Here is a 26,230-nt window from a genome sequence, read left to right as displayed (position 1 = left end):
GAGTTTTTTTGACCACATATTAAGCGTGACCACCAAAATGATTTTTTCAAAACACGTTGAAAATAAGAAGAGATGGCGTTTATAAAAGTGGTTTGAAAATGAAAGGAAATGAAGTTGTCGAAAAGGCATTTTTAAACGGGTGTTTCAATTATATTCGAGCATTGTTTGCATTAAAATAAATCCGCCACAAGATGATCACAGATACATGATAATCCGATCGGAATCACAAACAAAAAAGAGACAAACCCTTACGTATCAAGGATTTGTCTCTTTTCTTTCAATACGTCCCAGGAGAGATTCGAACTCCCGACACACAGCTTAGGAGGCTGTTGCTCTATCCACCTGAGCTACTGGGACACAGAACAATATTATAGTACAAAAATCCGAAAAAATAAAGGGGGAGACGGCAATTTTTTTGTTTCAGAAAAGGGCATGCATCCAGACAGGCTGACATGCATGCTCTTTGCCTTAGCCTTTCAGATCAATATGATGGCCTGAAACAGGGTGGGGCGCTTTTACCATGTCGATCAATTGCTCCGCATTTTGCTCGGCGGTGTCCAAAGCCGTTTTCGTTAAGGAAATATTCACGTTTTGGGCAAGCGCGGATTGACTCATAGCCATCGATAAAACAGCGATATCCAACTCAACCACCTCCTTACAAGTAATATCGGCCTGTACGGAAGGAGTCTTTATTCACATTTAATGGTTTGAATATTCAAATTTTTATTCCGTTATGATAATATAGATTTGGAAAAGCCTTCAGATTCAAGAGGTGTCCTTACTGCGGAGGAAAAAATCCGCAAACCTATACAGTTTGCGGACAAATTGTTAATGATGTTTCGCCATTCTGGCCAAGTTTAATAGCGTTTTTGTAGTGTCCTCGCCATAAGCGTCTTTCATTTTTTCTTCATCAATCACTGTGTATCCGGCCATTTCAACAGAGTGTTCTTTTAAAAGGGTATCGAGATCGGGATTTTGTTGCTCTTTTGAGATGTTTTTTGTAGCGGATAAGGAAGGAAAGGCGGTGATTAAAAACAAAGCTGCGATTGCCGCGCCTGCCAGTCGTTTTTGCCGCTGTTTAACGTCTGTCATGTTTGTTTTCATCTCCTCTATATGCTTTTTGAAGTCAGGCGGGGAACATAGCTAGTGTTTCGTGTTTGGCGGATGACCTGTTTTTTCTTCCAATAAATCGATAATTCTATTGTTTTGTTTCACTATCGTTCTCAAGATTGTGATGATTGTTCCGATGAATCCGGCCAAAATGACGAGTATCAGCACGGTTACCCCCCTGAGCCTTTTATTCTTCTGTTCACAACATATCACCTGTGCATCAAAAAAATCAATGTCTATTAGGTTAAATATCAAGTGAGAAAGGGAGGCTGATTCATGGATTGGCTTGAATTTATATCTCATGTGATCCATTCATTGATATGGCCTGTTACATTGGTCATCATTGTATTGCTGCTTAAAGAACCTGTATCTGAACGGCTGAAGGAGCTTATGAAATTAAAGTATAAAGATTTTGAATTGGAATTCGGCATGCGGGTTCAAGCGCTTGCTGCCGCAAGGATCAAAGGAAAGGCCGGGCAGGCAGCAATCAAGTCCCGAAGCCCGTCAACAGCCGTCATAGACAGTGCGTGGTCTGAAGTGGAAGAGGCCTTGCATCAGGCCGCGAAAAGGTATGATGCCGATTCTGGCCATCATGATCTGCTGCGTGTCATCGATGTGCTTCATGAACAAGGCGCTGTCTCGAAAGAAACGGTGTCGCTAGTAAGGGAGCTTTGGAATTTAAGATTTATCGTTCAAGGCGAAGTCAGCTCCAAAAGTGCGTTGGAGTATAGAAGCCTTTGCCAAGAGGCGGCTGAAAAACTCAGATCAGTAGGAGAAGTGCCATCAACCTTTTAAACATTCTTTTTGGATCTTTATTTTACCTTTTTAGCAAAGGTGATTGTCTGCCCTTCCAAATATGATATGATGGAGGCACAGAAAGAAGACGATCTAAAGAGAGGTTTTCAGTAGTATGTTGGAGAAAGCTGAATCACTACTGCAGCGTTATTTTGGTTATCCGTCATTGCGGCCGGGGCAGCGGGAAGCCATTCAATCTGTTTTAGAAGGGCGGGATACGGCGTGCATAATGCCGACAGGCGGAGGCAAATCGATTTGCTACCAGATCCCGGCCCTGATGTTTGAAGGTACGACCCTCGTGATTTCCCCTTTAATTTCCCTGATGAAAGATCAGGTGGATGCTTTAAACCAGCTTGGCATTGAAGCTTCATACGTCAACAGCTCCCTTGATTCCCGCATGATTGAGGAACGTATGTCCATATTAAGCGAAGGCGGGTACAAGCTGTTTTATGTCACGCCTGAGCGTTTAGCCTCCCCGGACTTTATCCGTGTGATCTCACATCTTCATATTCCGCTTGCAGCGATAGATGAAGCCCATTGTATTTCCCAGTGGGGCCACGATTTCAGACCGAGCTACAGGCATATTGAAAGCTTTTTTGGCGCTCTCGGCAGCCGCCCCGTCGTGCTGGCACTGACGGCTACCGCTACTCCTGAAGTTCATGAAGATATATGCGCACAGCTTGGTATTCAAAAGGAAAATACGATTTTTACCGGTTTTTCAAGGGATAATCTGACGTTTAAAATCGTTAAAGGCGAAAACAGGGACCGTTTCATTGAAGCCTACATTGAAAAAAACCGTTCTGAAGCGGGAATTATTTATACGGCGACAAGGCGGGAGGCGGAAAGAATATCTGAAAAACTTTCGCAAAAGGGGATATCTGCCGGATGTTATCACGGCGGGATGAATGATGATGAACGGGACCGCCAGCAGGATCTGTTTTTGAATGACAGCATCAGTGTCATGGTTGCGACTTCCGCGTTTGGAATGGGTATAAATAAAACAAATATCCGCTACGTCATCCACTATCAGATTCCAAAGAACATGGAAAGCTATTATCAGGAAGCAGGAAGGGCCGGCCGCGATGGTCTTGACAGCGAATGCATTTTGTTGTTTTCCCCGCAGGACATCCGTCTTCAGCGTTTTTTAATCGAACAGTCGGCAGAAGATGAAGCCATTCAGGCCCAAGACATGAAAAAGCTGAGGCAAATGGTCGATTTCTGCCATACTGAAGGCTGTCTTGAGCGGTTTATTCTCGGCTACTTCGGCGAGCAGCAGACGGAAGACTGCGGAAGATGCGGCAGCTGCCTTGATACAAGAAACGCCGCGGATGTGACAAAGGAAGCGCAGATGGTATTATCGTGTATGATCCGGATGGGGGAAAGATTCGGAAAAACAATGGTAGCACAGGTTCTTGCCGGTTCTAAAAATAAGAAAGTCATAGAAAACCAGTTTCAGCATTTATCGACGTACGGTATTTTAAGTCATCAGTCCTTGTCAGAGATCAGCGATTTTATCGAGTTTTTAATTTCCGATGATTACATACAGATGTCTGACGGGACTTATCCGATTCTCTTTGTTACAAACAAGGGACGGAACGTATTGCTCGGGAGGGAACAGGTGGCCCGTAAAGAAAAAATGGAAGCCGCCCGCATTGTTCAGGATGATCAGTTATTTGAACGTTTAAGGGTGCTGCGCCGGAAGCTTGCACAGGAACAGGGAGTGCCTCCTTTTGTTGTTTTTTCTGATGAAACATTGAAGGAAATGAGCGGCAAAATGCCATTGACAGAGGAAGAATTAATGGATGTCAAAGGAGTGGGAGAACAAAAAAAACAGAAGTACGGCGCTGTATTTTTACAGGAGCTAATAGCCTATAAAACAGAAAAAGAATCATAAAAATACGAATTTAAATGTTTTAGTAAAACTCTTTTTTAAAAAACATAAAACCTCAAAAAAACCTTGATATCGCTTAATTTATCCGGGTTTGTACAAGCGTGGAAAATCTTTCTTGTAAAAGAACTGTAATCAAAAACAAATTGTTTTGTTATTGAATTGACATTTTCATATGTTACGATAGCTCCTGTTAGCCGAACAATAAAAAGCTAACAAGGGAGGATTTACTTATGAAGAAGACGTTTATGTCCTTTGTTGCAGTTGCGGCACTGTCTACAACTGCTTTCGGAGCGAGTGCCTCTGCAAAAGAAGTAACAGTCCAAAAAGGTGATACACTTTGGGGAATCTCGCAAAAACAAGGTGTAAGCCTGCAGGATTTAAAAGAATGGAACCAGCTTTCTTCTGATGTTATTATTCCAGGCCAAAAGCTGAACGTTTCAGAAAAAACAACAGAAAAGAAACAATACACAATCAAAAAGGGAGACACTCTCTGGAAAATCGCCCAAAAATTTGGCGTCACTGTAAATGATCTCAAAAATTGGAACAACATAAAATCAGATATGATTTATCCGAATACAACGATTGCTGTTGATGGTCAGGCGACAGTTCAGGCTCAAGCTCCGGCAAAGCCTGCGGAAGCAAAAGCTCCTGTTCAAAAGAAAGTAAACACTGAACAGGCTGCTCCAGCTCAAAAGCCTGCAGCGGAAAAAGAGGCAGCATCTGATTCTAATACATCACAAAGCACTGCTAAAGAGCTGACGGTTACTGCGACAGCATACACAGCTGACGATGGCGGAATGTCAGGTGTCACAGCGACAGGAATCAATTTAAAAGCCAATAAAAACGCCAAAGTCATTGCTGTCGATCCAAACGTGATTCCGCTTGGCACCAAAGTTCATGTTGAAGGCTATGGTGAAGCGACTGCTGCAGATACCGGCGGCGCTATTAAAGGGAACAAAATTGACGTATTTGTTCCTAGCAAATCTGACGCAATAAATTGGGGCGTCAGAACGGTTAAAGTAAAAGTTTTAAAATAATACATGCGGCGATTTTGCCTGGACAATGGACACTGGACATATAATGGTCAGTGTCTTTTTTTCTGCTTTTTGATGTTTTGTCAGCTTGATAGATGGGTAGATGAATAGATATTCCAAAAGCTGATCATCATTTAAAAGGAGATGGAGACATTGCTGTGGATTGTTTTGACATTCATTATCATTAATGCGGGAATTTTTATTTTTTCTTATTTGAGGACAAAGGATATCAATTTGAAAACTTCAGACGGATATTTTCTCGGAGGCCGCAGCCTCACCGCTCTTTATATCGGGAGCTCTTTGCTTTTGACAAATTTATCGACAGAACAAATGGTCGGGTTAAACGGGCAAAGCTATGCCGGCACAATGAGCGCAATGGCCTGGGAGGTCACGGCACCGCTCGCGTTGATTATGCTGGCGTTTGTGTTTCTGCCGCGCTATCTCGGGACAGGTGTTGCGACCATTCCGGATTTTCTTGAAAAACGCTATGATCAAAGAACTCGGCAGATTGTTTCAATACTGTTGTTGCTGGGATATGCGACATCCTTTCTGCCTACGGTGCTTTATTCGGGGGCGCTCGTGCTGGATCAGGTGTTTGGCATTTCTGCTTTTCTCGGCGCAAATACGTTCACGACAGTCCTGCTGATCTCGCTATTTATCGGTGCTGCAAGCTGCTGCTACATATTTTTTGGAGGACTTAAAGCCGCGGCATCCGCTGACGCCATTTATGGGATCGGTTTGATTTTCGGCGGGCTTTTCATCTTTGTGCTCGGCATCATCGCAATCGGCGACGGCAGCCTGGCAGACGGCTATTCAAAGCTGACATCTGTACATACCGAAAAGCTGAATTCCCTATCAGCGGACAATTCCGCCGAAGTGCCATGGCCGACGATATTCACCGGCCTCTTGGTTAACAATTTGTTTTATTGGGCCGTCAATCAATCGATCGTACAGCGGGCGCTGGGGGCCAAAAATTTAGCGGAAGGACAAAAAGGGGCATTGCTGGCCGGTTTTTTTAAGACGATCGGTGTGTTTTACCTTGTTCTCCCGGGTGTGATCGCTTACCATCTTTATGGAGGAAACATTGCTAATCCGGACACCGTTTATCCGAGGCTTGTCGTTGACTTGCTGCCGACCGCGTTTGTCGGGGTTTTTGCCGCTGTTTTATTCGGGGCGATTTTGAGCTCATTCAATGGATCGCTCAACAGCACGATCACTTTATTCACATTGGATTTATATCAACCGATTTTCAAGCCTGATGCGACAGAAGAGGAGCTTGTTAAAACGGGAAGAATATTTGTCATCATCCTCGGAACCGTGTCCATCTTTATCGCGCCTTTCATATTGTTTGCACCGTCGGGGCTTTACAATTACCTTCAGGAGATGTTCGGATTTTTTAATGTGCCGGTTTTGGCGGCCGTCTTCGTCGGATTTTTCTCGAAAAAAGTGCCGGCATTAGCTGTCAAGCTCGCGATTCCAGCGCATATCATCCTGTACGCGATATCAAAAATTTATTTTGGCCACATTCATTTCTTATATATATTGGCGGTTTTATTTCCATTTTCCGTTCTGCTCATGCTCCTGGTCGGAAAGGTACGGCCGAGGGCACAGGAGTTTCAGCTTGAGATCAATCCGCAGGTTGACCTCAAGCCGTGGAAACATGTAAAACTGGCTTCCATCCTTGTGATTTGTGTGATGGCCGGAATTTATCTCATCTTTTCTCCGTGGGGGCTCGCCCGATAAAAAAGGCAGAGGAGTATGTTCCTCTGCCTTTTTGTGCTTTCGAATCTTTTAAAATATTTTCACACATGCAAAACGCAGAAATAGCCGTTCCTTTCGTTGTTTTTTACCGCTTTTTGTTCCTTAGGCAACCATTCCAGGCAAAAAGAATGGCAATTTGCCAATCTAGCTAAAAACAAATTTTAAAGTAATTTTAAGCATATTTTTCATCTGTGCGAATCTATTTTGTGATAGAATGCTTATGACTTCTGGTATATTTCGCTAGGATGAATGATCTTATATCCTCTTAAACCCAGAAAAAAACATGACAAAAGGAGCGTTTAAGTTTGAAGAAAAGAAACTGGTTTTTATTTTTAGTCGTTTCAGTTTTTATTCTTGCATTAGCTGCATGTCAGCAAGCTGATCCAAAAGGATCATACGCAGCCGCTTACAAAAAATTAGCTGAAGCGGAAAAATACGATTTTTCATCGGATATCGGCTTGAAAGTAGATGCCTCCAATATGGGAGCGGAAGATAAGCAGGTTGCCGAAATATTAAATAATTTAAAATTAACGGTCAGCGGTAAGACGGATTCAAAAACAAAACAATCAGAAATTGTTTTAAAAGGTCAAGTAAAAGTTGAAAACATGACAATGAATTTTGATGTCCCTGTGTTTATGGATGAGAAAAAACAAGTAGGGTACATAAAACTGGACAGCGTTCTTGATAATTTCGGAATCTTCCTTGGGACAGCCGGAATGAACTTTGACAGCCTGAAAGGAAAATATTTAGAATTCCCGCTTGAAGAAGATCAGTCATCATCAGGAGAAACGGAAGAAATCCAAAAGAAACTAATGGATTCAATCAAAAAAGCGGCCGATAATCTATCTTCAGATCAATTTAAGCAAGCAGACTTAACAGACAAAGAAAAAGAGCAGGGCGCCTCTGAGAAATTCACATTCAGCCTTAATGACGAAGAAATCAAAAAGGCGCTTGTGAAAATCATCGAAATTATTGGCGAAGCTTCTGAAAAAACGTTGTCAAAAGAAGACTTGAACAATGTAAAAGACAACCTGAAAGATTTGACGTTCAAGAAATATAAAGTGACAACTACGCTTGATGATAAGAAAAATATCCTTTCTGAAAAAGCCGATATCTCAATCGACTTTGACATTAAAGATTTCCCTGCATCAATCGGTATCACAACAAATTCTTCTTTTAAAGAAATCGACGGTGATGTGACATTCAGTCATAAACCGAAAAAAGCTGACATCGTGACAGAAGAAGAAGCAGAGAAGCTCATGGCCAACGATGCAATGAACTTCTAAAGACATCATTCCCTCCTGGGCGGAAAGCCCGGAGGGAATTTTTGTGTTTTCTATGTCTAAATTCCAACGAACAAAGCGAAAACATTGACAATGCCCCTGATATTGAATACGATTTTGATAGCTTGAACAAATAGGAGAGATTATCGTATATGAGCCATACAGAAAAAAATAAGAATTTTACAGGCATCGTTGTCGCTTTGACAATCATCATCAACGGTGTCATCGCATTGCTGTTTTTTATCCCGAAAGGCGACAAATTCAGCCATTTGGATCTGACGTTTTTGCCGCTGCTTAACGCCGTCTGCAACAGTTTTACGTTCATTTTTCTAGTTGCGGCGCTTATCATGATTAAGCAGAAAAACATTAAAGCGCACAAACGATTTATTTTTGCAGCGTTTACAACAACGGCGATCTTTCTCGTGTCTTATCTGACCTATCATTCGCTGATGCCTGATACCCATTTCGGAGGGGAAGGCATTATTCGGCCGATCTACTATTTTATTCTGATCACCCACATTATTTTGTCTGCCGTGATCGTTCCTCTGGCCTTGTTCACATTATTCAGGGGGCTCAGCATGCAGGTTGAACGCCACCGCAAAATCGCACGCTGGACGATGCCGCTTTGGCTGTATGTCAGCTTGACCGGCGTCCTCGTATATGTTCTCATTTCCCCTTACTATTAAAAAAGCCGGACAACCGGCTTTTTTTATTTGCTCTGATCCTTCGAAAAAATCTCTCGCTTTCTTTTTTGAAAATAATCTGTCCGAAATAGATAAACGTCCTACACAAGAATTGGATATGACAAATATAAATAATTAGAGCATTGGATAGAAATGAAAAGGGAGATGCTTATGAAAATACTACTTGCTACCTATTGGGATATTCCCCATGTAGGCGGTGTCTGGACATACATGGTCCAATTAAGAGAAAAACTCGAGTCTTTAGGGCATGAAGTAGATTTGCTGGGTTATGGGAAAGAGAACAAGATCGTTCATGTTGTAAATGAAAATCGAAGCATAGAAAAAAGCCAGCTGCTTCCTTTAATCAATACAATCATGAGCAAAGATCAGTTTCCGGAAATCTTTGCAAATCAATTGGTCAGTTATACCGAACAGCAGCGTTATGCGTATGAGATGGGCGCCGCATATTTGGGACTGGAAAAATATGATGTCGTACATGCGCAGGATATTATTTCGAGCTCAAGCATCAAAAGAGTGCTTCCAAAGAATATCCCGCTCGTCACCACCCTTCACGGCAGTGTCGCACATGAAATCAGAGCACAGCTCAAAACCATTCACAGGTCTTCCACCTCGTATCTGGCAAGAGCCTACTATGACCATCTTGAACAAACGGGGGCAATTTCCGCCGATAAGACGATTGTCGCCAACGAGTGGCTGAAAAACGTTCTGACTGAAGAATTTTCCGTGCCTGCCGGGCAAATCGAAGTATTTCAATACGGCTATGACATCAATGGTTTCTTGGAAAGAATGAACACTCAAACAAGCGAACCTCCTGCCACAGATAAAAAAGTCATCCTGTTTACGGGAAGGCTCACTGAGATTAAAGGTGTCCATGATTTAGTGAATGCGCTTGGTCAATTGAAGAATATTCGAAATGACTGGGTCTGCTGGATCGTCGGAGAAGGAGAGAAACTGGCGCCTCTCAGAATTCAAAGCAGGGAGCTTGGTCTTGAAGATGACGTGATCTTTTTGAAAAAGCGCGATGATATCCCTTATCTGCTGTCACTTGCCGATATGTATGTTCTTCCAAGTCTTTTGGAAAACCAGCCTTTATCACTCATTGAATCTCAAATAGCCGGGGTTCCTGCCATTGTCAGTGATACTGGCGGCCTGCCGGAAATGGTTGAACACGAAGTAACAGGATTGGTAGCCCCTAAAGGGGATCCGGAAGCATTGTGCAGCCATATGGATCGTTTATTGGATGACGATGATTTTAGAAGCAAATTGGGGTCAAATGCCAAGGAGTTTGCGAAGAAGCATTGGGATATGGATCAAGCGGTCAGCAAGGTTCTTAATGTTTATGAAAATGTTACTGAAACAGGGAGTGATGTTAAATGAAAACGCTAATTGTCAATCATTTGCTCGATACAATCAATAAAGAAATAGATGCCGATTGGTGGGCGGAGTATCTCGACCTGCTCTTCCAATTAGCTGAAGAACGGGCAAAACAATCATCGGAAGGTACAGAGGATACAGCGGGATCTGACTCTACGGAAGAATCCGTTTCAGAATTAAGCGAATCTGTCGACGATAGCATGAAACCATTAATCAGAGACTTAAATTCAATCTTTGACAATATGAATAATCAGATATTAGAAAATAATAATAAAGTCTTAAATGACATTATGTCAGCAGTCGCTCAAGGCATGGATCGGGAAGCTTTAGAAGAGATCATTGAATCATTGCCTAAAGTTTCTGTGGCGGGAAACACTCTGAATCGAGAAGATTCAGGAGAAATGACAGAATCATTGCCTAAAGTTTCTGTAGCAGGAAACACTTTTAATCGTTTGGATCGGGAAGATTCGGGAGAAATGAGAGAATCATTGCCTAAAGTTTCTAAAGCAGGAAACACTTTTACTGATACGGATCGAGAAGATTCGGGAGAAATAACAGAATCACTGCCTAAAGTTACTGAAGCGGCAAATACCCTTAAAGATATGGACCGGAATATAGTAGAAACACTAAGAGAAACGCTTCCTGAAGATCATACCCTGCCAAGTCCCGAAACTGTAAAAGTCCTTAAAGCCGCTCAGGAAAATCATGAGAAAAGCGGGAATGTATAAAAACTTGACTATTAATTAGCCTTCGGAAACCGGAGGCTTTTTCATGTTTGCCGGCTTCCAGACTTTTTCTCATTGAAATCCAAAAAGAGTAGGTAGCTGTCGTTTACCTTTCACTACCATAAAGCATACAATACTAAAAAGAATCCGCATGTGAAAGTTTGACATGCCTATTGGCGAGCAGATTTACAGGAGGGAAGTAAAGGGAGTTGGGAATATGAATTTACAAAACATTAAAGGGGATTATGATGCTATTTTTAGCTTAGGACACCTCTGTTTGGCGGCGATTCAGCTTAGAAAGCACGATTTAAGGCCGTTTGCAGGTCCTCTTGACTGGTTTGCTACTCATTCTTTATCAGACGTTAACCGACTTCTTCGAAATCGATTTACAGGCTTTATGGAAGCAAAAAATCTCAGGGTAGCAGGCTATAACACTGCCGAAAAAAAAGAGGGATCTACTATCTATGTGATAGATGATAATTATCATGTCGGATCGGTTCATGATTTTGATGCGGATAAAAATACACTAGATGATCTGGCTACGTATCCTGAAGTCATAGAGAAGTTCAACAGAAGGATTAACCGCTTTTTAGAAAAAATGTCAACAGGCAAGCGAATTCTATTTGTCAGGACAGAGGGCAGTTTTGAAGAGGCAAAGGAACTTGAACTCATTTTGTCAGAAATGGTTCAGCATGACTTTAGTGTCCTCCTCGTACGGCATACGAACGTCACCGGCATTGTCGAAAACCATTGGCCATTGGAGAAAGTTTGCGCTGTTGAATTACCTGGTGAAGAAATATGGGAGGCAAACCATGACTTGTGGACATCGCTGTTTGAAGGGATCAAACTCGTTTAGCCAGTTATTTTTCAGTCCAGTTCTGAGGAGGAAAAAGAATGTTTGAAAATAAAGTCATTTTCATTACCGGGGGAACAGGTTCATGGGGCCATGAGCTCATCCTTCAGTTGCTATCTTTAAATCCGAAAAAAATCATTGTATTTTCCAGAAATGAAGAGAGACAAGTTCAGATGAGAAGGGAGATTGAAGATCCGAGATTAACGTTTTACATCGGCGATATCCGGGATCGGAAAGCCCTGGCGTCGGGGCTTAAAGGGGTCGATTATGTATTTCACTTAGCCGCGCTTAAGCATGTCCCGGTTTGTGAGGAACAACCGCTTGAAGCGTTAAAAACCAATGTGACAGGCACTGAAAATGTCATTGAGGCGGCAATTGAAAATGGCGTCAAAAAAGTGATCAATGTATCAACTGACAAAGCGGCCGATCCTGTTAATTTTTACGGGATGACGAAAGCGATCGGCGAAAAGCTGATTATTTATGCGAACCATTTGAATTCTGAAACGGCTTTTATTTGTGTCAGGGGAGGAAATGTGCTCGGAAGCAGCGGAAGCGTCCTGCAGCTTTTTAAAGACCAAATCCGGCAGAAGAACCAGGTAAGCATCACGGATAAAAGAATGACCCGCTTCTTTTTAACAAAGGAAAAAACGATCCAGCTTTTATTGAAAGCGGCTGTTCAAGGAATAGGCGGAGAGATTTTCATCATGAACTCGCCGGCCTGTAGGATTTTGGATATGGCGGAAGTCCTGATCGAGGCTTATGGCAGTCAACATACGTCCATCATTGAAAGCGGGGCCAGACCGGGGGAAAAACTGCATGAACTGCTGATATCCGCGCATGAGCGCCAGCATGCCGTTTCATTTACGGATGATCTTTCAGTCGTGCTGCCTTCGATCAAAATTCCGGAATTACATGCACATTACGCCGGCTACGGGCCCCTTCAAACGAAAAAATTAAGTTCGAATGATTTTTTAATCTCAAAGAAAGAAGTAAAAGAGATGTTAAAAGAGGGTGGATTTTTAGCGTAATGCGGTATGATTGATGAATCTCTTGATCATCTGCGGACTTTAAAAAGCATGGCATGCATGTTGCAGGCGATGCTTATGTTCGCTGGAAATGAACAACGAACCGGGCGCATACAAAACAGCTTGCGCCCGGTCCCGTTTTTTTAATGTTCAAGTGTTAAACCTTCAATTCTTTCTTCTACTTTTTTTGTTCGTTCCAATACTTTTTCCGAATAAGAATAATCCCCGTAGCAATATGGGTAGCGGAAGTTGTTTTTATCTCCTCCGCAGTTATACAAATCGGGATTTTTTTTCACTTGTTTTTCGGAGAATTCCTTCGCCAGTTTCTCAGTATGTTTTCCGCCATGTTTAGAGACGTAATCGATGTAGCCTGCCCCCATGTTATAGCTCTGGATGATCGTCGCCAAATCGACGCCTTTTTTCTGGCCCTTTTTGTACATATCCGAAAAATGGCGGATACCTTGCTTAATACTGGTTTCCGGATCATCAATCTGATTTCTTTTCATGCCGATAGATTCTGACGATTGCATCGGATCAGTGCCTCTGCCTTTTGACTCTTGATAGATCACTCCCAGCAAGAGTGAGGTATATTGTCCCAGCCCCTGCTTTTCAAGCTCTTTTTGTACAAGAGGCTTGTAATCTGTTAATCTCTCCATAATATTGGTTTCAGTATCGAGAGGAAGCCATTTCAGCTGCTCCTGACCGCTGAGGGCCAAGAACGCGATCAAGGGAACGAGCACAAAAAAACACAAACAGCCAGCTCCGGCAAAACACCCTGATTTCTTTCTTTTCAATGGTTTCACCTCTACAAAGCCCTAACTCGAAAACAGTACACAGCCTTTTTATTATGACATATCTTGATCCCAAGACCAAGCGATATTATCAACGTTTCTAGCGATAATCTCTATCAAATCCAAACGTGGTGTCCGGCAGGGTACGGACCCTGAACCAGAAATACAAAAATCCGGCAATCAGCCAAACGGCTCCTATGATGAGCGCGTTTTTGCTGATGCTGAGCAGCAGCCATCCGCAAAACGCGGCGCCAAAAAAGGGAAGAATCAAATAGCGCACCGTGTTCAAAACGCCTTTTTGCCTCCGGCGGATATAGTAATGGGCGATGACAGACAGATGAACAAATATAAATCCGACTAATGCGCCAAAACTGATAAACGAATAAATGACCTCCAGCTCTCCGATCATGGCCGTCAGCGAAATCAGCCCGATCAAGATGATGTTGAAAACCGGGGTTTTCAATCTCGGATGGACATACCCAAAGAAACGCTTCGGCAAAGAGCTGTCGCGTCCCATTGCATACAAAAGCCTTGAAGCGCTCGCATGCGAAGAAAGCGACGATGAAATAACCGCGACCATGGTTCCGGCCAAAAAGAAAGACCGCAAAAAAGCGCCTCCGGCATAAAAAGCGATTTCCAACGATGCAGAATCGGCATGCCGAAAGCTTTCATAATTCGGATATATTTGCTGCATAAAATAAGATACAGCAGTGAACAGTACTCCACCGATGGCAACCGTTAAAAAGATGGCCAGGGGAATGTTCCTTTTCGGATGAATCGTTTCTTCAGACATTGTGGAAATCGCGTCAAAGCCCAAAAAGGAAAAACATAAAATCGTTGCCCCCGACACAATGAGGGAAGGCTCCATATCAGGCTGATAAAAAGGAGCCGCCGAGACGAGCTCTCCTGAACCGAGCCCGTTTGCAAGTCCTGTGATCATAAACCCCGTAAATGTCAAAGCAACGATGACTTGAAAGGCGACAAACAAGGACGTAATGTTTGCCGTTAATTTGATCCCCAAGATATTGACGAACGTAATCGACAAAGCGAGCAGGATCACCCAGAAGCTGTGAGGAATCTTCGGAAACGCTGCTGTCAAATAGGCGCTGCCGATCGCGAAGTTGACCATCGGAAGGAACAGATAATCAAGCATAATCGTCCATCCCGCTATAAATCCGGCGCGGGGATGAATGCTTTCAAACGCATATGTATAAGCCGATCCGGCTTTTGGATAAGCTTTGACCATGCTGCCGTAGCTTAAAGCTGTCAAGAGTAGGGCGGCGACCGTGAACATATATGCCGCCGGAACATGTCCCTTTGTCATCTGGGCAACCACCCCGTAAGAATCAAATACGACAAGCGGGTCCATATAAGCGAGCCCGATGACAACGAGCGGGACAAGTGTAAGGCTTCGTTTAAGCGCAGTTTCGTTTTTCAATGACTTATAGAACTCCTTATGTGTATTGTAAATTAAGACATATTTTAAATGTTTTTTGGTGTGCTAGCAAGCGGATGAAACATCTTTTTTTCGTATAAAAACGAGCGGATTGGCAAAAGCTTTTGACTGACTTAGGAAAGCGAGGAGAATCTTTATTATGGATGAATTAAAAGGCTATGTAGAAGCTGTAAAAAGAAATATGGAAACGATGAATGCCGATGATTATGAGGGAAAAGAGGAGGATTTAAGAAGGCAGCAGGAAGAACTTGAACAGTATGAACGGCGGTTAAAGGAGCGCAGCGTTTCAGCCGAGGGGTTTGACCAAATCGTCAGTGCTGCCGTGGATTGTGCGGCAGGAGATATTTCCTTCTCACAGCTGGAAGATGTGTATCAGGACGTCAGCATATAGCATCCGAGTTCCGGATGCTTTTTTTCATGGCGCCATACATCGAGACAGTTCGGCATCATATGGTAAAATATAGAGAAGAAAGGGGGAGAAACGATGAAAAACTTTATATGCACGACTTGCGGGGTTCAATATGAGCCAAGTCCGGCACCACCGACAGAATGCCGCATATGCAATGAAGAAAGACAATATGTCAATCCAAAAGGCCAAGCATGGACAACACTTGAAGACTTGCAGAAAAGCGGTCAGTACAAAAACGACGTCCGGTATGAGGAGAAGCGTTTACACAGTCTGACGACAACACCGGGATTTGGCATCGGCCAAACTGCTTATTTGGTTCAAGAGCCGGGCTTTAACTTACTGTGGGACTGCATTACATATTTAGATCAAGAGACGATCGACAACATCAAACAGATCGGGGGAATTCAGGCGATTGCATTATCCCATCCGCATTATTATTCCACACAGGCAGAATGGGCCGAAGCCTTTGATGCGCCGATCTATATTCATGAAGATGATAGAGAATGGGTGCAAAGACCGAGCGGACGGATCATTTATTGGTCGGGGGAATCAGTCGAGATATCCGCCGGGCTGACATTGCACCGGTTGGGCGGTCATTTTAAAGGAGGAGCCGTTTGCCATTGGAAAAATGGAAACGAAGGCAAGGGGATTTTGCTCACAGGCGATATTATTCAAGTCGTTCAAGACCAAGACTGGGTCAGCTTTATGTACAGTTATCCAAACTTGATTCCTCTTCCGGGGGAGAAGGTCAAACAAATGGCTGATCAAATAAAGGATGTTTCGTTTAACAGGCTGTACAACGCTTTCCGCCGCGTCGTTAAGAATCATGCCGGGGAGCGCGTTCAGCTGTCAGCAGACAGGTATATTCAAGCTATACAAGGGACGCTGTTTACCACATAGGCTGACAAACCTCCGCTCGGAAAACTTTTCAATCCGCTCTGTTTTGGTATATGATAAATGAGGGAAAACGATGTACGGAAAAGGTGAAAACATGAACGAGCAAAATCAAGAAATACCAGAAGAACAAAGTCGGCTTGAATTAGATGAAGAAACGTTGTTTCTCGTCTCACAGACGTTTAAAGCGCTCTCAGATCCAACGAGGATCAAAATCCTTCATTTGCTGTCACAGGGGGAACATTCGGTTAATGAAATTGCAGAAAAGCTGAGACTTTTGCAGTCGACCGTATCCCACCAGCTCAGATTTTTAAAAAATCTGCGCCTTGTCAAATCAAGAAGGTCAGGAACCTCCATTTTTTATTCCCCGGAGGATCAGCATGTGCTGGATGTCCTTCAGCAAATGATCGATCATACACAGCATGACTGATAGGCTAAAAGGCAAACTCAAGCTCCTGAGTTTGCCTTTTATAGTGAGCGGTTTTCTGCAATTTTGCCTTTTTTCAAAACAAAAAAAGAAAAGCCGACATAATAAACGGCAAGAACAAAAAAGCCAATCATCGTTGCCGGATCTTGCGCCAAAAACGTTCCGTAAGCGGCTGAACCGCCGTTTAGCAAAGCCGTCTCAAGGCCGTTGATTTCGATAAGACGCGAAAGGAACCGGTATAAAAATATGCAGAGTACGATCAGCTCAACCCACATATGGGTGCGAAAATAGATGATCCCCCCACGGTTTTCGATAGATACATGCTTTAACGCATATATCGTCAGCATCAGCCCAAGCAGAATCCCGATCAGATCGTACAGGTATGATAGAGGATGAAGGGAGCTCATCGTCAGAAGCGTCATGAAAATCCCCGAAAAAAGAACCATCCTGAATACCATGCGCGCCTTGTTTAGCGGCTGAAAACCGATGGAGCGTTTCACCCTGATATAAACGATCAGACAGATGACGAAAAACTGCGCGAAGTAAACTGCGATGTTGTTAACCTCCTTTCAAACCGAGTATATGTCCAATCTCGATCAATCGTACCCGGAAATATAATTTTAGGGCGAAAATGGGTCAAGAGATCTTGTTTTTGTTATTTTATGCTAAAATCTTTCTGTGCTATAGTAGAAGAACAAGAGAAAGGCTGTAGAGGCGAAAGGAGGGTGTGTAATGAAAATTGACCGCCTGCTGGCGATTGTCGTTTTGCTGGTCGGCAAACGGCAAGTACAGGCGAAGGAGCTTGCCGACATGTTCGAGGTTTCAGTCAGAACGATTTACCGCGATATCGAAACGATCAATCAGGCCGGCATCCCAATCGTCACGTCACAGGGAGCCGGAGGCGGGATCAGCATAATGGAGCGGTTCCGCCTGGAAAACAAGCTGCTTTCAGCTGATGAGCTGGCCGCAATCTCTACTGCGCTCGAAAGCGTCTCATCAACCTACACATCATTTCATCATGGGACCGCTTTGGAAAAAATCCGCCTTCTCGTCCCGAAAGAAGAAATGTCCCAGTTTCGTCAAAAAACGGAAAAATGGTTTTTCGATATTTCGTCCTGGGGAGAAAGCAGCGCATTAAAGGAGAAGATGCAGCTGCTGCATCAAGCGATCGACAGTGCAAACCTCGTGTCCTTTACATATGTAAACAGGGAAGGACGGACGGGAAAACGGCTTGTCGAACCCCACACCCTTGTTTTAAAGGCGCGGAACTGGTATCTCTACGCCTTCAGTCATGAAAAACAAGCGTTCCGTTTTTTTAAGCTGCTCCGAATGAAAGATGTCAGCGCTCTCCCTGACACATATCAGAGAAGGGAAGTCCATCTCGGTGATCTGCCCTGGGAGAAAACATGGCATCGGCCCGACAATATGACGGACATCACACTTCTTGTGAACCCGTCCGGGGAATCTATGGCAAGGGAATGTTTCGGTGTTGAGGCGCTTACATATGAAAACGGCAGATGCACCGCTTCCGTATCGTATCCTGAAGATGACTGGCTGTATGGGTTTTTGCTGCAATTTGGAACCCGCATCGAAATTCTCCATCCTCCTCACATTCGTGAAAAAGTAAAAGACTTGGCAAAGCAAATTGTTAACGTATATGAAACTTGAACTGTCCGGAAATATGTGTGGGTAGGGGAAGATTTGGTCCAGGGAGGAGACCGGGTTTCTCCGGCGGGAATTTTAAAAAACCCGCTGCAGATGTTGGCGGATTGACATTCTTGATTATTTTTTAGTCATATGCTCAATAAACACTGCCGCCTTTAAAGGCGGCACGTCCCCGTTCTGATGAATGAATTAGACCCTTGTGGTATATGTGCTTGGGTTGATCGGGGCCAAGACTTGCAAATTCTCCATCCTTCCGGTCGGGCATTATAAATATACGTGCCATCGGCTGCCGGAGGCATTTTTTTAGCATGGCTCCGTCTTCTGTCCTGTAAACTTTTGCTCTCCCTCTAACCGCAATCTCTGAATCCGCCTCGGAAGTCCCGCCTTTTCCATCCGAAAATGCACCCTTTTTAACAACGATTATTTAAAGGATGAAACCTGACACAATGCTGTCAGGTTCGTTTTTGTAATATTAACATAAAGGAGGAATGAACAATGAAAATACAATTTTGCCAAAGCTGCTCGATGCCAATGGCTGACGGCCTTGCCGGAACAGAAAAAGATGGCGCCAAAAGTCCCGATTATTGTAAGTACTGCTATGTGAATGGCGTGTTTACACAGCCCGATGCCTCCCTTGAAGATATGATCGACAGCTGTGTGCCGCATATGAAAGATGAAGGCAGGACAGAGGAGGAAGCAAGAGTGCTGCTGAAAAGCACGTTGCCGTACTTAAAACGCTGGAAATCCCCAGCTGAAAAAACTGGAGGAGGGGCGGAATGAGCTTTTCTCATGTTGAACATTTGGATAAAAAGCGGTTCTCCGGAATATCGACAGTGACGAGCAATGCGGATGAAGCAGCAGGAAAGGGCAGAATTTCCGCCATGTGGGAATTATTTCGGAAGCAAAGCATCAAAACAGCAACATCTGACATTATCGCCCTTTACTCTCAATATGAAACAGATGAATCTGGAACATATACGTATTCCATCGGAACGTTTTTTGACGCTTGCGAACATGGTGAGGATGTGATCACACTTCCTTCTTCCTTATATGCTGTTTTCACTTCGCGACGGGGAAGACTGGAAGAGGTTGTTTTTGAAACATGGCAGGACATTTGGTCATGGGATCAGAAAGCGTTACGCACATACACCGGTGATTTTGAGGTTTACGGTGAAACGGCGGCCAATTCTGAGGACGCCCAAGTCACGGTATACGTAGCTGTCAAACACGAAAATAAATGACTTGAAAAACTAATGGTGTTAGTTTTATAATGAAAACTAACATCATTAGTTTTTTATTTCCTATAAAGAGGTGGCGTTTTTGAGACTGACCCAATATGAAACGATCTATCAGCTGACATGTTTTCCACTTTTATTTCCGGTTAATTGCTATTTGGTTGAAGAGGAGGATGGTCTTACACTCATCGATGCCGGGCTTCCAATCAGCAAAAAAGGAATTTTGGAGACCGCCGCCGGTCTTCGAAAACCGATTAAACGAATTGTACTGACACACGCCCACGGTGATCATGTCGGATCGCTTGATGCCCTAAAACAGACGCTCCCCGGCGTCAAGGTTTTTATTTCTGAACGGGATTCACGCTTGTTGCACGGAGATAAATCACTCCTTGAACATGAAGCGCAGACACCTATTAAGGGAGATATCCCAAAAAACATCATGACAACACCGGATGGGTTTTTGCACGACGGCGACCGCATCGGATCGCTGCTGACGATTTCTACACCGGGGCACACACCTGGAAGTCTGTCATTTTTTGATGAACGGCACGGGGTTCTGGTTGCGGGGGATGCCTTTCACACAAGAAGCGGAATAACGGTATCCGGGCGCTTGAAGCTCTCGTTCCCATTTCCCGCTTTTGCCACCTGGAATAAGGAAGAAGCTTTACAAAGCGCGCGAAAATTATTAGACGTCAAACCGAAAGTGCTTGCCACAGGCCACGGAAGCATCGTAAGCGGTCCAGAAGAAGGCATGAAAAAAGCGATAAGCGAAGCTGAGTCTTTATTGAACAGGAAAGGGTGAAGAATCATGTCTCCAAGAATAGGACTGAATATGCAGACGATATTGGAAGCTGCGGCAGAGCTGGCAGATCAAGAAGGTGTTCACGGGTTGACGTTGGCATCCATTTCCAAAAAGTTGAATGTTCGCCCGCCGTCTTTATACAACCATATTGAAGGACTTGGCGGCATTCGCACAGAGCTTGCGGTTTGGGGATTGACAAGCCTTTATGAAGAAATGGCGATATCGATTCAAGGCGCTCAAAAAGATGAAGCTGTCTGCAATATGGCGCGAGCGTATATCGATTTCGCCAAAAAACGGCCGGGCCTCTATGCAGCGACTTTGTTAAAACCGGCGGGTGAAGACAAACGGATAGAGGAAGCCGGCGGACAGATCGTCAATCTGGCTCTTTCAGTGCTAAAACCTTACGATTTAGACAGCGTTTCAGCGATTCATGCGGTCAGAGGATTGAGAAGCATCATGCACGGTTTTGCCGCACTTATGCAGAACCGGGCGTTCGGTCTTCCATATGATATTGAAGACAGCCTGGAAATGGCGATTTGTGCATTTTTAGCAGGACTTGACACCTGCCGGAAACATAGGCGGAAAGACATCTAAAATAGAAGAATGATTTTTGAATATTCATAATTGTTTACTTTTTCCTGAAAGTTTAGTATCATTGAATTATGGCTCATAAGTTTTTGAGTCAAAGGGTGATAAGGCTTAACCAGCCACTTTCCTGCCTTGGCTCAATGCCAAGGATTTTTTTTGCCCAGCGCTTTTCTTTCGGAAATTGAGGAGTTAACAATTTTGTAAAAAGGATTACGCATGACAAACAGCGAAATAAAAAACGAAGAGCAGTCTTCTCGCCGGCACCGGCAGACTGAAGACTGAAAACGGCAGGAGGGTTGTTATGCTGAAGAACGTATTTCTCAATCAATTGAAGGCATGCTATAACGAAACAACTTGGTTTGTCTGCTTTCAAACGGCTGCCGAGGGTCTGACCGAAAACCAGGCAAAACAAAAAGGAGAAGGTACGGAAAATTCGATTTTCGAAATCACCAACCATTTAATTTTTTATAATGAGCGATATTTAAAACGGTTTAAAGGAATCCCCGTCCCGGTGTTCGATTACACAATCGATGACACGTTTGTGAACAAAAGCGGACTCGGGTGGGAAGAAAGCAGAAAGGATCTGGACCGTATTTATTCCGAATGGATACATGAGATGGCCTCATGCGAAGAATCGAAGCTGACACAGCCAGCCGAACATGAACCGGATTCCACATGGGCTGACATTTTATCCTGTCTTATTCTTCATAATGTCTATCATTTGGGGCAGATTGTCCATATGAGAAAGCAGCAGAAAAACTGGGACCCCGCAAAAGGGGTGAACTAATGCCTTGCGCCGCGGACTCCTGCGGAGTCTGGGCGCCGCTTGATGGCAATACAAAAGCCTTGCTGATTTTGGAAAACCATAAAAATATTATGTCAACTAATTAAAGATTGACAAATCCTTTTTTCCATATTAAAGTTTTCGCAGATAGTTAGTTATTTGGATAACTAAGAGGTGAGAGAATGGCAAGACCAAATGTCACATCGAAGAACATGCTGATTGAAGCTGCCAAGAGGTGCATCATGGATCAGGGCTTGGAAAATCTGACGCTGAAAGCGGTCGCCGAAAAAGCAAATGTAACGCAGGGGACCGTATATTATCACTTCCGCACGAAAGAGCAGCTTGTTTTCGAAGTCGTGCAGGATGTTTGCTATATATCTTGGGAGAATTTAAAGAGCGGACAGAAGCCGGCAGCTGAAAAAATAAAGGAAGGCTTGATGTCTGCCCAGTCAAGAACAAAGGAAGATTCATATTATCATCGGTTGTTTTTGGAGTCGGTTGTTTCCGGATTTCGCAATGACATGATCAGCAGCCAATTGAGCAAGCTGATAGAGGACGAAAATATGTTTTTGACAGAACAGCTGTCTGCGCTATGGGAGCGTTCTCCGGTTGAAGGGGTTTCTTTAAAGACGTGGGGAATTCTTTTAAACGCATTGATTGACGGCCTTGCACTGCAGTCTGTTATTTCACCCGGCTTTTCTTCTGAAGAGGTATACCGGGAATTGGAGCTGGTTTTGCAGCATCTGACTGAAAAAGCGCAAGTTGCTGATCAATCTGGATCAAAGGAATAGGGAGGGCAAAAATGTTTACGCAAAAATTAGGTCTGGCGCTTCTGTTTTCATTCCTTGTCTGGTTGGGTGCCACGATGTTTTTTGTATGGTTTGGAGATTTGGTTCTCGTTGATCCCGGCCAACACAGCTTTTTGGTTCGTTTTTTGCTTCTTGAAGCGGGAACTTTTGTCCTCCTGTACGCGGTATTGTTTTTTTATCAAAAGCTTGATCAATCACGCTATGCGGTAATCAAGCTCGGGATATGGGGGTCGGCAGTCGGTTTATTTATGGACACTTTTTCAGTCTGGAACCATTCGCTGATCTTTCCGGAGCTTTCTCAAGGTCAGGTGATTGCTTTTACCATTTGGATGGTATGTGCGTATGCGATGTATTTAATAATCCCGCTCCTTCTTGTGAGGAAGGATGAGCGGGGAGTATTCTGAAATTTTCCCCAATAAAGTGTTCGCCCGTTTCCTCATGTAAAACGGGCGAATCGGTCATGCTTTGTCAGGCGGAGGGGATGGAATTTTCCGCATTGATATAGCCGGCGCCGTAGATGTTTGCGTCTTTATCCTTCCACAAATCGGCTCCTTCCATCAAAAGTCTTTTGACTTCATCAGGAGAAGCGTCGGGGACGTGTTCGAGAATCAGCGCGGCAATTCCGGCGCAAATCGGGGTTGCCATTGATGTTCCGGACATTGTCATATAATCTGTGCCGACACGGCTCGATTTTTGCAGCTTATCCAAAAAAGAACCCGGTGATCGGAGCGAAACGATATCGGTGCCCGGCGCTAAAAGGTCGGGTTTTACCTTGCCGTATATCGTCGGCCCTCTGCTGGAATAGGATGCCACATCATCATCGTCCCTGTTGACCGTGTCACGGTCATCCAAAGCGCCGACCGTAATGACTTTTCCGCTGACACCAGGGCTTGCTATCGTTTTCGCATCAGGTCCGGAATTCCCGGCTGCAACACAGACGACAATCCCTGCATCCCATGCGGCATTAACAGCTTTGACGACAGGGTCCTCTTGTTCATTTTCATATGAGAGCGCCTCTGAACCGAGCGACATTGAAATAATATCGATTGGACGATCTGGATGTTCTTCATTAAATTGAATGCACCAGTCGATCCCTTGAATGACGGTTTCCAATGTTCCGGACCCCATTTTATCCAATACTTTTACACCGATGAGCTCTGCTTCAGGCGCCGGTCCGCGGTATTTTCCGGAAGAAGCGGCACCGTTGCCTGCCACATCGCCCGCGCAATGGGTTCCGTGTCCATTGTCATCATATGGCTCTGTTCTCTGATTCACAAAATCGGTAAAGGCCCTGATTCTTCCTTCAAGATCTGAATGCGGATAAATGCCGGTATCCACGACGGCTACTGTGACACCTCTTCCCGTCAGCGTTTGATTGTTTCTGACGACTTCTTTGGCATTGCTTGATTCGACAGCGACATCAAGAAGAGCTGTCACCTTCCGATTTAAATATATTTTTCGAATGTCCCCGCACTCCGAAAGAAGAGATTGTAAAACCGTTGGCGTGACTTCAGCGCTGCAGCAATTGATTTTCGGAAAATGATTCTTCATTTTATTTCGTCTTTTTTGATCGATCATCTCGTGAACAGACTGATAGCCTCTATGACAATCTCCTTCAAACTCAATAATCACTGACATCTTTTTGCGTTTCATGAGCATTTTTTCAAACAGTCCGTGCAAAAAACACGGCGTCCATTTAAAAGGTTTGTAGAGCCTTAATACTTTTTCCCTTAGCGGCCGGTCTAATTTATGGGCATTGGCGCGAACCATTTGAACCATGTAGGAACCAAACATCAGCATCCACCTCACATTGATTTTTCTTTCTGATAATCTATGAATCTGAGGCTGAATCCGTAAAGTTGGTTGTCCTCATGACAGATAAAAGGGGCCGGTTCATTATCATCCATCAGGTCCTGCATGAGGATCTGTTGAAAGAAAAGATTGCCGGAGTGCGGCGTTTTGTACAATTGTCCGCTATATATGGATATAGTTGACAAAAATAGATTAGGAGTTTATATTTATTTTATGGAAATAATGTTATGTAATGGATTTCACATATGCGGAAATCCAGGGAAGGCGCATGAGTTTCTTTTGTTAGCAGGTGTTTTTTCAAATCTTGGCTGATAGATTTGAGTTTGGTTTTTTGTTTGGACTCTGTTAACAGCGATGATGCATAAAAAATGACTCCTCGATTTCTTCTTTGGCTTATTTTAATCAGAGCCCAACACTGAGGTATTCAGCTTTAAAATCCATGCTTTTATAAAAGAAGGAGTGATTTTTATGGCTTCATCGGAAATGACCGGATCTTGTGAAAAGGCGTTGTATCCATTCGGCGAATTCAGCCGCTTTGTGGTCCATGAACTTCCCGGATATCAACAGAAGGAGGAATATGCAGAAGGAGTCAGTGCGTTACTTCACTTGATGCCATCTTTTGACGAAGTGCTGGACATCGTGTACGGTCAGCCGTTTGCAGTAAGAATCCGGGCGATAGGTGATTTGGGTATTTTTCTCGTCGCTTCTGAATTGGGTCAGTCATCTGCCTCCCGGGATATCATCAGCCGATTGAAGATGCTCGCTGCTTCTGTCGGAATGGCGCCAAGAGATACATATTCCTCCTACGTGAATTACAATCCTAAAGAAGCGCTGCGGACCTTTACAGGAGATGAAAGCGAAGTCAACTTCATCCGGCAGCTCCAAAAATCAGATGAAGCGATCCGGCCGGCAGCGGAAAAACTGCTTCTTTTAAAAAAGAACCCTTTTCATGAGAACCGCATTAATTTTCTGGAAGAAGCCGCATCCTGTGTCCGTATGTTAAAACATGAGAGTCGGACCGTTCATCAAACAGTAGACCCGGCTTTCTTTTTTCATTGTTTTCGGCGCTATTTTTTCCCGATTCAGATCGGCGGGCGGGAATACAGCGCGCCAAGCGCGGTTCATCTGGCCAATCTGATTATCATCGATATCGTGACAGGGACAGCGAGCGAATCGCACCTTCAGATGATCCAGACCTTATTCCCTTATTTTGAGCCGAAACATAAAGTGAACATCGCCCAAGCCATGTCCACGCCCTCACTTAAAGATTCCTATTTGAAGACAAACGATATAGAAGAACTATCGTTATTGGATGAAATCTATCAATCTATTATTGAATACCGTCTGACACATCAAGGAATCGTAAACAGATATATTAGAAAGCAAGATCCAGATGTCAAATACGGAACAGGCGGTTTCCCGTTTGATTCGTTTCTGCAAGAATTGATTGACATGGTTGAGGTTTCCCGGAAAGATATCAATGACTTTGTGAAAAAATGATAAACCAGCTTGAACCGTTTTTGCCATGTTTCTTTGAAAAGAAATGCATGATATTCTATACTTGCCAACATCTATTCAACATGGGAAAGATCTTGACTATGGCAAAGGGGTGACAACATGGCAGTCATTGAAGACTTTTTGAAGCTTGATATTCGGATCGGAACGATTGTAAAAGCTGAAATATTTAAAGAGGCGAGAGTACCGGCGATCAAACTGGAAATCGATTTTGGCGCTGAAATCGGCATGAAGAGATCGAGTGCGCAAATTACGAAGCGTTATACACCTGAAAGCCTGGAGGGCAGGCAGGTAGCGGCAGTCGTCAATTTTCCGCCGCGGCGGATTGCAGGATTTCGATCAGAGGTGCTTGTTCTTGGCGGCATCCCTGAAACAGGCGATGTGATCTTACTAACGCCTGATGAAGTAGCGCCGAATGGCACAAAGATCGGATGAAACAAAAGGGAGGCTCCCGGCTTTTGGCCGGAGAGCCTCTTTACTTGATTAAA

Annotated in this window: 30 protein-coding genes and 1 tRNA gene; 23 read left to right on the top strand and 8 right to left on the bottom strand. The window is 43.9% G+C overall.

Annotated elements, in window-relative coordinates; genetic code table 11:
* Nucleotides 1-283 precede the first annotated feature (283 nt).
* The 4 genes from BTR1S_RS19305 to BTR1S_RS23455 all read right to left on the bottom strand — a co-directional run bounded on the left by BTR1S_RS19305 (nucleotide 284) and on the right by BTR1S_RS23455 (nucleotide 1,278).
* Nucleotides 284-357: transfer RNA gene (locus tag BTR1S_RS19305), tRNA-Arg, on the bottom strand.
* Between the two features lie 111 nt (nucleotides 358-468).
* Nucleotides 469-651, bottom strand: a complete 183-nt coding sequence (locus BTR1S_RS22190) for a YjfB family protein (RefSeq protein ID WP_373870250.1) — start codon at nucleotides 649-651, stop codon at nucleotides 469-471.
* A 177-nt stretch (nucleotides 652-828) separates the two neighbouring features.
* Entirely contained in the window at nucleotides 829-1,092 is a 264-nt protein-coding gene (locus BTR1S_RS19300) for a hypothetical protein (protein WP_029418414.1), read from the bottom strand.
* A gap of 51 nt (nucleotides 1,093-1,143) precedes the next feature.
* Entirely contained in the window at nucleotides 1,144-1,278 is a 135-nt protein-coding gene (locus BTR1S_RS23455; protein ID WP_255130855.1) for a hypothetical protein, read from the bottom strand.
* 108 nt (nucleotides 1,279-1,386) lie between these two features.
* Here BTR1S_RS23455 and BTR1S_RS19295 point away from each other — a divergent pair, with 108 nt between their 5' ends.
* The 10 genes from BTR1S_RS19295 to BTR1S_RS19250 all read left to right on the top strand — a co-directional run bounded on the left by BTR1S_RS19295 (nucleotide 1,387) and on the right by BTR1S_RS19250 (nucleotide 12,558).
* Nucleotides 1,387-1,905, top strand: a complete 519-nt coding sequence (locus tag BTR1S_RS19295; protein WP_029418415.1) for a hypothetical protein — start codon at nucleotides 1,387-1,389, stop codon at nucleotides 1,903-1,905.
* Between the two features lie 115 nt (nucleotides 1,906-2,020).
* The gene (recQ, locus tag BTR1S_RS19290) at nucleotides 2,021-3,799 is read left to right on the top strand and encodes a DNA helicase RecQ (protein ID WP_029418416.1); all 1,779 of its coding nucleotides are present in this window, start codon (nucleotides 2,021-2,023) and stop codon (nucleotides 3,797-3,799) included.
* Between the two features lie 227 nt (nucleotides 3,800-4,026).
* Complete coding sequence (locus BTR1S_RS19285) at nucleotides 4,027-4,833, top strand: 3D domain-containing protein (protein ID WP_006636188.1); 807 nt, start codon at nucleotides 4,027-4,029, stop codon at nucleotides 4,831-4,833.
* A gap of 150 nt (nucleotides 4,834-4,983) precedes the next feature.
* A complete protein-coding gene (locus tag BTR1S_RS19280; RefSeq protein WP_029418417.1) occupies nucleotides 4,984-6,573 on the top strand; it encodes a solute:sodium symporter family transporter in 1,590 nt (529 codons plus the stop codon).
* A gap of 323 nt (nucleotides 6,574-6,896) precedes the next feature.
* The gene (locus BTR1S_RS19275) at nucleotides 6,897-7,877 is read left to right on the top strand and encodes a hypothetical protein (protein ID WP_006636186.1); all 981 of its coding nucleotides are present in this window, start codon (nucleotides 6,897-6,899) and stop codon (nucleotides 7,875-7,877) included.
* Between the two features lie 149 nt (nucleotides 7,878-8,026).
* Complete coding sequence (locus BTR1S_RS19270) at nucleotides 8,027-8,560, top strand: DUF420 domain-containing protein (protein ID WP_006636185.1); 534 nt, start codon at nucleotides 8,027-8,029, stop codon at nucleotides 8,558-8,560.
* Nucleotides 8,561-8,728: 168 nt separating this feature from the next.
* Complete coding sequence (locus BTR1S_RS19265; protein WP_029418418.1) at nucleotides 8,729-9,955, top strand: glycosyltransferase family 4 protein; 1,227 nt, start codon at nucleotides 8,729-8,731, stop codon at nucleotides 9,953-9,955.
* The gene (locus tag BTR1S_RS19260; protein WP_006636183.1) at nucleotides 9,952-10,680 is read left to right on the top strand and encodes a hypothetical protein; all 729 of its coding nucleotides are present in this window, start codon (nucleotides 9,952-9,954) and stop codon (nucleotides 10,678-10,680) included. Before BTR1S_RS19265 ends, BTR1S_RS19260 begins: the two co-directional genes overlap by 4 nt.
* Before the next feature lie 214 nt (nucleotides 10,681-10,894).
* Entirely contained in the window at nucleotides 10,895-11,533 is a 639-nt protein-coding gene (locus BTR1S_RS19255; RefSeq protein WP_029418419.1) for a DUF1796 family putative cysteine peptidase, read from the top strand.
* Between the two features lie 38 nt (nucleotides 11,534-11,571).
* Nucleotides 11,572-12,558: a polysaccharide biosynthesis protein gene (locus tag BTR1S_RS19250; RefSeq protein ID WP_006636181.1), complete on the top strand. Its 987-nt coding sequence runs from the start codon at nucleotides 11,572-11,574 to the stop codon at nucleotides 12,556-12,558.
* Between the two features lie 140 nt (nucleotides 12,559-12,698).
* Here the strand turns inward: BTR1S_RS19250 and BTR1S_RS19245 are convergent, their stop codons facing one another.
* Nucleotides 12,699-13,349 carry a lysozyme family protein gene (locus BTR1S_RS19245; protein WP_006636180.1) on the bottom strand — a complete coding sequence of 217 codons (651 nt, stop codon included), beginning with the start codon at nucleotides 13,347-13,349 and terminating at the stop codon, nucleotides 12,699-12,701.
* A 97-nt stretch (nucleotides 13,350-13,446) separates the two neighbouring features.
* Nucleotides 13,447-14,784, bottom strand: coding sequence for an APC family permease (locus tag BTR1S_RS19240; RefSeq protein WP_029418420.1), 1,338 nt, complete (start codon nucleotides 14,782-14,784; stop codon nucleotides 13,447-13,449).
* A 157-nt stretch (nucleotides 14,785-14,941) separates the two neighbouring features.
* On the opposite strand from BTR1S_RS19240, the gene BTR1S_RS23450 reads away from it, so the two are divergent.
* From BTR1S_RS23450 to czrA, 3 genes are all read left to right on the top strand, one after another.
* Complete coding sequence (locus BTR1S_RS23450; protein WP_006636178.1) at nucleotides 14,942-15,193, top strand: YnfE family protein; 252 nt, start codon at nucleotides 14,942-14,944, stop codon at nucleotides 15,191-15,193.
* A 93-nt stretch (nucleotides 15,194-15,286) separates the two neighbouring features.
* Nucleotides 15,287-16,111, top strand: coding sequence for an MBL fold metallo-hydrolase (locus tag BTR1S_RS19230; RefSeq protein ID WP_006636177.1), 825 nt, complete (start codon nucleotides 15,287-15,289; stop codon nucleotides 16,109-16,111).
* A 91-nt stretch (nucleotides 16,112-16,202) separates the two neighbouring features.
* Nucleotides 16,203-16,535, top strand: a complete 333-nt coding sequence (gene czrA, locus BTR1S_RS19225) for a Zn(II)-responsive metalloregulatory transcriptional repressor CzrA (protein WP_029418421.1) — start codon at nucleotides 16,203-16,205, stop codon at nucleotides 16,533-16,535.
* 38 nt (nucleotides 16,536-16,573) lie between these two features.
* Here the strand turns inward: czrA and BTR1S_RS19220 are convergent, their stop codons facing one another.
* Entirely contained in the window at nucleotides 16,574-17,086 is a 513-nt protein-coding gene (locus BTR1S_RS19220; protein ID WP_034325567.1) for a CcdC protein domain-containing protein, read from the bottom strand.
* A gap of 178 nt (nucleotides 17,087-17,264) precedes the next feature.
* Here BTR1S_RS19220 and BTR1S_RS19215 point away from each other — a divergent pair, with 178 nt between their 5' ends.
* The 8 genes from BTR1S_RS19215 (at nucleotide 17,265) to BTR1S_RS19180 (ending at nucleotide 22,819) form a co-directional block, all read left to right on the top strand.
* Nucleotides 17,265-18,200, top strand: coding sequence for a helix-turn-helix transcriptional regulator (locus tag BTR1S_RS19215; protein ID WP_006636174.1), 936 nt, complete (start codon nucleotides 17,265-17,267; stop codon nucleotides 18,198-18,200).
* Nucleotides 18,201-18,692: 492 nt separating this feature from the next.
* Nucleotides 18,693-18,977 (top strand): zinc ribbon domain-containing protein, encoded by a 285-nt coding sequence (locus BTR1S_RS19210; protein ID WP_006636173.1) that lies wholly within the window; start codon nucleotides 18,693-18,695, stop codon nucleotides 18,975-18,977.
* Nucleotides 18,974-19,438 (top strand): GyrI-like domain-containing protein, encoded by a 465-nt coding sequence (locus BTR1S_RS19205; protein ID WP_029418422.1) that lies wholly within the window; start codon nucleotides 18,974-18,976, stop codon nucleotides 19,436-19,438. The genes BTR1S_RS19210 and BTR1S_RS19205 overlap by 4 nt, the downstream gene beginning before the upstream one ends.
* A 79-nt stretch (nucleotides 19,439-19,517) precedes the next feature.
* Nucleotides 19,518-20,234 (top strand): MBL fold metallo-hydrolase, encoded by a 717-nt coding sequence (locus BTR1S_RS19200; protein WP_006636171.1) that lies wholly within the window; start codon nucleotides 19,518-19,520, stop codon nucleotides 20,232-20,234.
* 6 nt (nucleotides 20,235-20,240) lie between these two features.
* Entirely contained in the window at nucleotides 20,241-20,828 is a 588-nt protein-coding gene (locus BTR1S_RS19195; RefSeq protein WP_029418423.1) for a TetR/AcrR family transcriptional regulator, read from the top strand.
* Nucleotides 20,829-21,123: 295 nt separating this feature from the next.
* On the top strand, nucleotides 21,124-21,609 hold the full coding sequence (locus tag BTR1S_RS19190) for a DinB family protein (protein WP_006636169.1): 486 nt from the start codon (nucleotides 21,124-21,126) through the stop codon (nucleotides 21,607-21,609).
* Between the two features lie 179 nt (nucleotides 21,610-21,788).
* A complete protein-coding gene (locus BTR1S_RS19185; protein ID WP_029418424.1) occupies nucleotides 21,789-22,397 on the top strand; it encodes a TetR/AcrR family transcriptional regulator in 609 nt (202 codons plus the stop codon).
* Nucleotides 22,398-22,408: 11 nt separating this feature from the next.
* Nucleotides 22,409-22,819, top strand: a complete 411-nt coding sequence (locus tag BTR1S_RS19180) for a DUF5367 family protein (protein ID WP_006636167.1) — start codon at nucleotides 22,409-22,411, stop codon at nucleotides 22,817-22,819.
* 64 nt (nucleotides 22,820-22,883) lie between these two features.
* On the opposite strand, the gene aprX is transcribed toward BTR1S_RS19180, so the two are convergent.
* Nucleotides 22,884-24,209: a serine protease AprX gene (gene aprX, locus BTR1S_RS19175; RefSeq protein ID WP_029418425.1), complete on the bottom strand. Its 1,326-nt coding sequence runs from the start codon at nucleotides 24,207-24,209 to the stop codon at nucleotides 22,884-22,886.
* A 486-nt stretch (nucleotides 24,210-24,695) separates the two neighbouring features.
* Here aprX and BTR1S_RS19170 point away from each other — a divergent pair, with 486 nt between their 5' ends.
* Both BTR1S_RS19170 and csaA read left to right on the top strand, forming a co-directional pair.
* Complete coding sequence (locus tag BTR1S_RS19170) at nucleotides 24,696-25,727, top strand: monodechloroaminopyrrolnitrin synthase PrnB family protein (protein ID WP_029418426.1); 1,032 nt, start codon at nucleotides 24,696-24,698, stop codon at nucleotides 25,725-25,727.
* A 117-nt stretch (nucleotides 25,728-25,844) separates the two neighbouring features.
* Nucleotides 25,845-26,177, top strand: a complete 333-nt coding sequence (csaA, locus tag BTR1S_RS19165; protein WP_006636164.1) for a chaperone CsaA — start codon at nucleotides 25,845-25,847, stop codon at nucleotides 26,175-26,177.
* Nucleotides 26,178-26,230: the final 53 nt, after the last annotated feature.

This window comes from Bacillus sonorensis NBRC 101234 = KCTC 13918 (genome assembly GCF_001592005.1).
Taxonomy (GTDB): domain Bacteria; phylum Bacillota; class Bacilli; order Bacillales; family Bacillaceae; genus Bacillus; species Bacillus sonorensis.
The sequence above is the reverse complement of the archived record's forward strand: the minus strand, read 5'-3'. Positions and strand labels throughout refer to the sequence as shown.

Excerpts from the sequence above, each read along its gene's own strand:
- BTR1S_RS19185 (WP_029418424.1), top strand. The coding sequence starts at position 21,789 with ATGGCAAGACCAAATGTCACATCGAAGAACATGCTGATTGAAGCTGCC.
- BTR1S_RS19215 (WP_006636174.1), top strand. The coding sequence starts at position 17,265 with ATGAAAATTGACCGCCTGCTGGCGATTGTCGTTTTGCTGGTCGGCAAA.
- BTR1S_RS19210 (WP_006636173.1), top strand. The coding sequence starts at position 18,693 with ATGAAAATACAATTTTGCCAAAGCTGCTCGATGCCAATGGCTGACGGC.
- BTR1S_RS19180 (WP_006636167.1), top strand. The coding sequence starts at position 22,409 with ATGTTTACGCAAAAATTAGGTCTGGCGCTTCTGTTTTCATTCCTTGTC.
- BTR1S_RS19265 (WP_029418418.1), top strand. The coding sequence starts at position 8,729 with ATGAAAATACTACTTGCTACCTATTGGGATATTCCCCATGTAGGCGGT.
- csaA (WP_006636164.1), top strand. The coding sequence starts at position 25,845 with ATGGCAGTCATTGAAGACTTTTTGAAGCTTGATATTCGGATCGGAACG.
- BTR1S_RS19250 (WP_006636181.1), top strand. The coding sequence starts at position 11,572 with ATGTTTGAAAATAAAGTCATTTTCATTACCGGGGGAACAGGTTCATGG.
- aprX (WP_029418425.1), bottom strand. The coding sequence starts at position 24,209 with ATGTTTGGTTCCTACATGGTTCAAATGGTTCGCGCCAATGCCCATAAA.
- BTR1S_RS19260 (WP_006636183.1), top strand. The coding sequence starts at position 9,952 with ATGAAAACGCTAATTGTCAATCATTTGCTCGATACAATCAATAAAGAA.
- BTR1S_RS19285 (WP_006636188.1), top strand. The coding sequence starts at position 4,027 with ATGAAGAAGACGTTTATGTCCTTTGTTGCAGTTGCGGCACTGTCTACA.
- BTR1S_RS19170 (WP_029418426.1), top strand. The coding sequence starts at position 24,696 with ATGGCTTCATCGGAAATGACCGGATCTTGTGAAAAGGCGTTGTATCCA.
- BTR1S_RS19230 (WP_006636177.1), top strand. The coding sequence starts at position 15,287 with ATGAAAAACTTTATATGCACGACTTGCGGGGTTCAATATGAGCCAAGT.
- BTR1S_RS19255 (WP_029418419.1), top strand. The coding sequence starts at position 10,895 with ATGAATTTACAAAACATTAAAGGGGATTATGATGCTATTTTTAGCTTA.
- BTR1S_RS19295 (WP_029418415.1), top strand. The coding sequence starts at position 1,387 with ATGGATTGGCTTGAATTTATATCTCATGTGATCCATTCATTGATATGG.
- BTR1S_RS19195 (WP_029418423.1), top strand. The coding sequence starts at position 20,241 with ATGTCTCCAAGAATAGGACTGAATATGCAGACGATATTGGAAGCTGCG.
- BTR1S_RS19300 (WP_029418414.1), bottom strand. The coding sequence starts at position 1,092 with ATGACAGACGTTAAACAGCGGCAAAAACGACTGGCAGGCGCGGCAATC.
- BTR1S_RS23450 (WP_006636178.1), top strand. The coding sequence starts at position 14,942 with ATGGATGAATTAAAAGGCTATGTAGAAGCTGTAAAAAGAAATATGGAA.
- BTR1S_RS19270 (WP_006636185.1), top strand. The coding sequence starts at position 8,027 with ATGAGCCATACAGAAAAAAATAAGAATTTTACAGGCATCGTTGTCGCT.
- czrA (WP_029418421.1), top strand. The coding sequence starts at position 16,203 with ATGAACGAGCAAAATCAAGAAATACCAGAAGAACAAAGTCGGCTTGAA.
- recQ (WP_029418416.1), top strand. The coding sequence starts at position 2,021 with ATGTTGGAGAAAGCTGAATCACTACTGCAGCGTTATTTTGGTTATCCG.
- BTR1S_RS19190 (WP_006636169.1), top strand. The coding sequence starts at position 21,124 with ATGCTGAAGAACGTATTTCTCAATCAATTGAAGGCATGCTATAACGAA.
- BTR1S_RS19205 (WP_029418422.1), top strand. The coding sequence starts at position 18,974 with ATGAGCTTTTCTCATGTTGAACATTTGGATAAAAAGCGGTTCTCCGGA.